The following is a 7,290-nucleotide window of genomic DNA, read 5'->3' as shown; positions in this document are numbered from 1 at the left end:
GTGCAGACAAGAAAGCTACACTCTGGACTCTGGATGGTCAGCGCCACAAAACTTTCACGGGTCACTATGATAGGGTTGTGGATGTCAGTTTCAGCCCCGACAGTAAGATCCTTGCAACCGCTAGCGATGACAAAACGGCTAGACTCTGGACTGTGGTGGATAGCAAGCAAAAACCTATAGTCCTGAAGGGACATGATGATGAAGTCAATGGCATCAGCTTTAGCCCAGACGGTAAGCTGATTGCCACTGCGAGTGATGACCAAACGATCAGACTTTGGAACCACAAAGGTAAGCAAATTGCCACCGCGAGTGATGACCAAACGATCAGACTTTGGAACCACAAAGGTAAGCAAATTACGAAACCAAAGGCGCATGATGAGAGGGTTCTGGGTATTACCTTTAGCCCAAATGGCAATAAACTTGCATCCGCCAGCTTCGACAAAACGGTCAAACTCTGGACTCTGAACGACCTTGGTCACGGGAAACTGGACGTTACCCTGCTGCAAACTTTTAAAGGGCATGATGATTGGGTCTGGAACGTGAGCTTCAGTAAGGATGGAAAGACACTTGCATCTGCCAGTAGCGATCACACTGTCAAACGCTGGAAAGTGGACAGTCAAAAAATACAATCCTCAAAGCTAGACGACTTACAGAAACTTGGTTGTGAAAACTTGCGTGACTATCTCAAGACCAACATCAAAGTTAGTCCAGAAGATCGCCATCTCTGTGATGGAATTTAGACTTTCTAGTTTGTAAAAGTAGGTAAAGATAAGTTAAATGAAGAGCATGGTGAAATTCAGTTGACAATGTTTTGAGTGATATCGGTGTAGATGCTACCCAAGATTAACACTGCATTGAAATTGTCGATGAAAGCTTTCGCTACTCAGCTATTGGCTCATACTTTTATATTGAGACTGGTACGACCGCGCAAGGAAGTTTCGCGGTCGCTCCTACCTACAACCCTGATCAATCCAGCATCTTGCTAGTAAGAAATTCTATTGCTTACTTTTTTTTCTTAAAAACGCCCCGGACATAACTAATTTCATCATTATTAATTGAGTGGCATTGATAAAAATCTATGTCAGGGCGATCGCACAGTTTGAGTCAGCGGCAAAGGAGGCTGGTGAAATTCAGGAGCAAAGTTGGCTCCATTTGGCTCCATTTGGCTCCACTTAATTTTTCTCCTAAAAAATTCTGTAAAATCCTCGTAGCAAGACTTTTAGCCAAGACTACAGGCTTTCATCTTCCAGATAATTATATAACAGCTATACTAACGATCAATTTCTTGGGAGTGTTTTGATTTTTCAATCAAAAAATCTGACCAGCTTTAATAATTATAAATGTGAACTCACTACACAATTGCTCATGACGTAATCCTGAAAAATAGAAATGCTGAGAGCTTTTTAATTTAGCCAGAAGGTGAATTTTTAATTGTTCAATTCGCTCGACTCATCTAAATCAACAATTATTAGCTTTACTAATCTCAAAGAAAGCACCCTAGCCCAAATCTATGGAAGCCAACCGTGCAAGAGCTAAATCACGTATTAGATGAGTGAAGAGAATTTAGTTCAACCTTACTACCTTCAATTACCGATTACACATAATTAGGAATAAGTGTAATGGGGGCAGAGTAAGCTTATGCAGAGGGAAAACTTAAGCTTCGCCAAAACTCACGATACCTTCCTTTTGAAGCGTGGATAGCCTTAGTTCTTTTTTTTCCTGTTCTTTTTACGGGACTCCTTCTGAATTTTTCTTTTCGTCTGAAGTTTGTTGTCGGTTTTGGAGTTCAACTGTTGAAATCCACCAGTTGAAGCAGAGGATAATTCAGGGAAGTGGACAGATCTGTTTTGAGTTAGTTCAAAGCGTGATGCTTTGTTGTCCACATCTGCGTTAGTTTTTAAACCTAAAGATACCTGCACATCATCCCAATCCCCTGCTATGCCTTCATCAACACAATCAGCTTCAAAGGCTTGCTCAATCACAGAGGCAGACTCCACTGCCTCTAAGTCAACAAGTGCTGCAACGATAAAGCCATTTAGCTCTGAGTCTTGTTTTTGAAAAGATTCCAGTTGTTGAGTGATGACAGTAATACATTGAGTATGATAGTCAGGATGCTGGAGACCAATCTCAGTCAAGCTGCTAACAGCAGTGGTTCTTGAAAAAACTCCCTGTGACGTGTCAGCTAAATAAGCAGCCAGTGCTGGAATTGCAGATGAACCAATCATGCCAAAAACAATAGGCAATTCCTCACCAATCCATTCCCACACATCATCATCACCATCTCGTTTGGGAAACAAGCTAATCAATGGCTCAATTGCAGCAACAGCCTGGAGTTGCCCTAGTGTCCGCCAAGCATGAATCGGTGCCCAGCATTCAAGACTATCCTCATCTGCCTGGTACAAATCCTCATCCGTTGCCATGCGGACAAGCTCATCAATGTGTTCAGATGTGATACCTAATTCCAAATAGTTAGGCCAGTTACGAATGTCAAAGTTACGGCAATCACCATAAGTGAGTAATTGATTTACGGGTAATGAATAACTCTCTCTGGGCATAACAACACAACCTGTTCACTCCGACATTGGTAGCGTACAACCAAAAACCCTAACAGACAAGCAAGCGGTAGGGAGTTCGCTTCTTTTAAATGTTACGGATTATAACTAGACGACCAACCAAATAATGGGGTCAAATGAGCATCCGTGCAGAAACTTACGCGCTTGGCTGTAACCCTTAGTGGATAGGCATTCTGTCAATCGATATTTTTGGCAATTCTCAATGTACTAAATAACCTATAGATTATTTAGTGCAACAATTTAATACGGCTCATCTTGGGTTTGAAGCTCCTAAATTTCTGAGACTTCAATTGGTACAGTTTTACCTGTGGCGATGCCTGCGGCGGCAAGCTACGCAGTATTGAAAGTGGCTCATCAAGTCCTTAGCGTAAGTTTTGGTATCACTGCTCATTTCACCCCTTATTCAGGCGATACAGCTAGCTTTAGAAGAGGAGGCACCTCCTTGTTTAACTCAATTAGCTGTTCGTTTGGGATTCAAAACTTCTAACAGTTTAACCGCTAGCTCAAAATGTTTATCAGTATTTTTGGCTACTAAATATACTGAATATCAACAATAGCATCTGCATTTTTTTGGGTAATTAACTTCACAATCTCTTTTTGAGAATTACATGGGAAGGTTTATGCTGAAACGGGACATTCAAGGGAAATTTGTGCTCAAAGCAACGCTTCCCTTTTGTTGATCTGTCGATTCAGCCAGCGGTGATTGGTCTCATCGGCATATCACACAGAATATGAGCTGTCTCGATCGACCTGCCGTATTCCTGAAGTGCCCGCGAAGCAAGGATGTTTGCGTGGAAACGATTTCTGGCAAGATGAGGACATCTTGAGGAGATCATACTGAACTAGCAGTCTCAAGAGCAGATTCTCGCAGCCATTCTACATCGCGCATTGGAGCTGCACCAAAGAGCCGCTTGTACTCCCGGTTGAAGTGCGAGGCATCATCGTACCCCACACGGTAGCCAGCACTGGTAGCGTCAAGGTTTTGCCCCAGTATCAGACGGCGGGCGAGCCTCTTGGAGCCGCAGTTGCTTCTGGAACTGCAAAGGACTCATTGCTGTGACAGATTTGAAGTGATGGTGAAAGCCAACTCATGTACAACGGGGTATGTTAATAGTTTTGTGTACGGCTTCGGTCGCCCGAATGCTCGTGCGTTCCACGATCGACCAAGCGTATGAGCAAATCTACTTTGAACATTGCCCATCAAGCCTTTGAAGCCTTTACTCAAGGCTGGACAACCGGAGACTTTCAACCATTTCTGGAATTGCTGACTGACGAGTTCACGTTCTGGTATCCCTATGGCAAGTATCGCGGTAAGTTCACTGGGCAGGCAGGCAAAGCTCAAATGATCGCCAAGTGCCACGAACACAGCGAAGCAGGCGATCGCCTCACATTTAGCTCGCCGCACCACATCACAAGCAGCAATACAACTGTGATGTTTGAATTTGAGTGTGAAGGCGTGATTGACAAACAGCCGTATGAGGGACGAATTGCCATTGCCCTAGAAGTCAGCAATGGCAAAATTTCTGGCTTTCGTGAATACTTCGGTGACGTGGATTAGTAGCGGTTCGGCTATCCCAATTAAAGGATCAAATTGAGATCGCCAAATTCATGCCAAAGATATTCCTGCTGCACAGCTTCGTGATAAGCCGACTGAATCACTCCCGCTGGAAGAAATGCGGTGAGCAAATCGAGATGACTTGCTTCTGGCTCATGCAATCCGGTGAGCAACCCTTCCACTGCTTTCAATTTGTGGTCTTGAGTAATCCGTAGGCGGGTGTAGTCGTGCTTTGCCTGCATATTGCCGCTTTTATCGACTGCCGATTCTAACGCCCGAACCACGGTCGTTCCCACCGCAATGACTCGCCCGCCTGCTTGATGCGTTTGATTAATTTTAGCTGCCGTTTCCTGGGTGATCAGATACTCTTCCTCTGAGGCAAGATGTTGGGCATCAAGATCATCATCCATGTATGAGGATAGCCCGGTATGCAGAACAATGTGAGCGGTTTCGATGCCCTGCCGCTGTAGCTCAAACAGCAATTTCCAGGTGAAGGCGCGACCCGCAGACGGCATTTCGGCTGACCCCGGTTCTTTCGCGTAAACGGTCTGGTAATAATCCAAATCCCAGGGGGCAGAAACATACTCGTAGCGAATCGGCTGTCCTAACTGGTAGAGCGCGTCAATCAAGTCGGTACCGGATTGCGAGAACCGCAGCTTCCATAGTCGGGGAATGGTGCGATCTCGCTCCTCAACGAGCGCGCAAAGTTGTGAACTAAAGTGAATCTGCATTCCGCTACGCAATCCACAGGCAAATGGATCGCCCTGCTGACACAGCAGCAACGCTAGCCAGGAATCATCAGGCAGATGTTCGGCTAAGCGCACCTGCATACAAGTTTCTCCTGATGCCTCGCAACCCTCAAGCGCGGCGGGAAGGGTGCGGCTGGAATTGAAGACGAGCAGATCGCCGGGGCGCAAAAAGTCACCCAAGCGATCAAAGCGGCTATGTTCAACGTCAAAGGTTTGGCGATCGACGATCATCAATCGCACGCGATCGCGGGCAACCCCTCTGCGCTCCGGTGGCGCTTTGGCAGAGAGTTGGGGGGGAAGTGTAAAGGAAAAAGGGGCAGACATGAATCATTCCTGTTTGCTAAACGATCGCTCAACGATTAAGCCGCTTGGTGACTGTCTTCTTCGTCTTCTTGCGCCTCGAATCGCTGTCCATGCACCGTTTTAGACTCATCCGATGCCAGATAGACGAAGATATCTGTAACCGTTTCGGGATCAGCCCATTGGGTTGGATCTTCTTCGGGTTCGGCTGCTCGGTGCATCGCCGTATTCATATTTCCAGGATCAACCCAGTTGACGCGAACTGAACTATCTTCGAGTTCGGCTGCCCAGGTTTGCGACAGTCCTTCGAGTCCAAACTTGGAGATCCCATAAGCACCCCAGCCTGGATAGCCCGTCACACCTGCATCACTGGTGACATTAATGATCGAGCCGCCGTTTTCAATCATGGCGGGCAGGACTTTTTTGATTAGCAAAAACGGCGCGATTAGATTGGTATTTAGAACTGTGCGGAAATCTTCTAACGGGTAATCGAGCAGAAAGGGCATCGGAGAAGGACCGATCGCTGAGGCATTGTTCACCAAAACGTTAAGATGTCCCCCAAACTCGTTCAGCGTTGTGGCAACGACTCGTTCAATGTCTTGCGGCTGGCTAACATCCGCCACGATCGACCACACTTTTGCTGCGGGTGCGGCGGCTTGAACCAAACCGCGAGCTTTCTCTAGCAACTCGGCTCCACGAGCCACGATCGCAATTCCTGCTGCGCTCTCACGAGCAAATGCTATCGCCATTTGCAAGCCCAATCCCTGTGAAGCGCCTGTAATTAGGACATATTTTCCCTGTAGCCTACTCATGCGTTGACTCCTATTCGTCTCAACCCATCGAACTTGTCTGCGGATAGTTTCTACTTAAATCATACTCGGAATGACTATGAGTTGCCACCCTGACAAAGCAACCTTCACGCTGTTTGGAATGGTCGTGTACAGTGACTTTTTATTTGCCGCTATGCCAAATTAATGTCATCAAGGGTGTGAAGCTTGTACTCTCTAGCGTTAAGTTTTTCAGATTGCCGCAGTACTAGAAACGCAGCCCGTCTGGCTGTGAGAACTGGACGCTTTTGGTCAACCACTTTTGGCAGTTGTCGTCCTGTTGGGTATTTCCTCAGTTCAACCCCTTGCGCCTGAGCCAATTGACGAACATAGCGAGTGACGGTTCTGTAGCTGCCTGCGTACCCCTGCTTTTGAATCTCCCTAAACAGGTCTTTAACCCGCCTGCGTCCTCGATTGTACTGTTGAAGCAGATAGTCCTTATAAGGATTGAGCAGGCTCTTGCCACAGTCGCTGCGTGCTTGTCGTTCTCTGAAGTGAGGGGTGAGCAGATAGCGCTGCACCGTACGACTACTTACACCCACCTTTCGAGCAATTGCACGGATGACCAGCCTTGGCGATGCAATTCCCAAACCCGATCATAAGTTTTTAATCGTTGTATTCGCCGCTGTTCGTGTGATTTGAACTAAAAAATGAGATTTTAACTCATGATATGCTTCAGAAATGAGTATCCAGTTTATAGTTCACTTTTAATATTCGAGTTTTTTTACTAATAATGAGTATCGTGTAGGGTATAAAAAGACTGATAAAAGTGACGTTTGTATAAAGCCTTCGGCTTGATTATCATTATTATTCAGCTACGATTTGAGTAGGCGATCGCCTAACAACAGAGCGATCGCTTGTTCAATGAAATATTTTATTTTTACTCAGATATCTACTAAAACAAAAGTTTTGAACCATAACATGGGTATTTGAACCATATTTTGAATTTAAAGTTTAAGTTAAAACAATTTTGTCAGGGATTTTTTGTGCAAGTTTTGTCCAATTGTGTTTTTTCAACTCATTCTTTAGTTATGATTCAAAATTTCAACTCTCACTCATGTATGAATGCAAAGTTTTAATTTGTGATTAGCGCGAAAGCCTGAATTTTCGTTAACTCTTTTCTAATTTATGGATCAAAATTTTTCTCACATTATGATTCAAAGCATAGTTCGGTCAGTTGCTGCACTTTTGGCAATGGGCTAGGCGGCGAGGCTACCATCACAACTTCCTCTAAGTAAGTGGGCAGGAAAATTCCTAAATATGTAACGAAAAGTTAAACAGAGCAA

Annotated in this window: 6 protein-coding genes and 1 pseudogene; 2 read left to right on the top strand and 5 right to left on the bottom strand. The window is 45.2% G+C overall.

Translation table 11 applies throughout. The features are described 5' to 3' along the window. Positions 1-740, top strand: a 740-nt coding sequence (locus BV375_RS01325; protein WP_086756455.1) for a WD40 repeat domain-containing protein, incomplete at its 5' end; no start/stop codon positions are given. Positions 741-1,703: 963 nt separating this feature from the next. Here the strand turns inward: BV375_RS01325 and BV375_RS01320 are convergent. Both BV375_RS01320 and BV375_RS01310 read right to left on the bottom strand, forming a co-directional pair. Next, positions 1,704-2,555: a DUF1186 domain-containing protein gene (locus BV375_RS01320; RefSeq protein ID WP_086756454.1), complete on the bottom strand. Its 852-nt coding sequence runs from the start codon at positions 2,553-2,555 to the stop codon at positions 1,704-1,706. Positions 2,556-3,405: 850 nt separating this feature from the next. Then, positions 3,406-3,658 (bottom strand): annotated as a pseudogene (locus tag BV375_RS01310) (helix-turn-helix domain-containing protein); the annotation flags it as partial. Between the two features lie 86 nt (positions 3,659-3,744). Between BV375_RS01310 and BV375_RS01305 the strand changes: the two are divergent. Beyond that, positions 3,745-4,131 (top strand): nuclear transport factor 2 family protein, encoded by a 387-nt coding sequence (locus tag BV375_RS01305; RefSeq protein WP_086756450.1) that lies wholly within the window; start codon positions 3,745-3,747, stop codon positions 4,129-4,131. 20 nt (positions 4,132-4,151) lie between these two features. Here BV375_RS01305 and BV375_RS01300 read toward each other — a convergent pair whose 3' ends face one another. The 3 genes from BV375_RS01300 to BV375_RS01290 form a co-directional block, all read right to left on the bottom strand. After that, complete coding sequence (locus tag BV375_RS01300) at positions 4,152-5,201, bottom strand: S-adenosylmethionine:tRNA ribosyltransferase-isomerase (protein WP_086756448.1); 1,050 nt, start codon at positions 5,199-5,201, stop codon at positions 4,152-4,154. Positions 5,202-5,236: 35 nt separating this feature from the next. Further along, positions 5,237-5,989, bottom strand: coding sequence for an SDR family oxidoreductase (locus BV375_RS01295; RefSeq protein ID WP_086756446.1), 753 nt, complete (start codon positions 5,987-5,989; stop codon positions 5,237-5,239). A gap of 149 nt (positions 5,990-6,138) precedes the next feature. Further along, positions 6,139-6,594, bottom strand: a complete 456-nt coding sequence (locus BV375_RS01290; protein ID WP_143841937.1) for a hypothetical protein — start codon at positions 6,592-6,594, stop codon at positions 6,139-6,141. Positions 6,595-7,290 lie beyond the last annotated feature (696 nt).

The sequence above is a fragment of the Nostoc sp. 106C genome (assembly GCF_002154725.1).
GTDB lineage: Bacteria > Cyanobacteriota > Cyanobacteriia > Cyanobacteriales > Nostocaceae > Aulosira.
The sequence above is the reverse complement of the archived record's forward strand: the minus strand, read 5'-3'. Positions and strand labels throughout refer to the sequence as shown.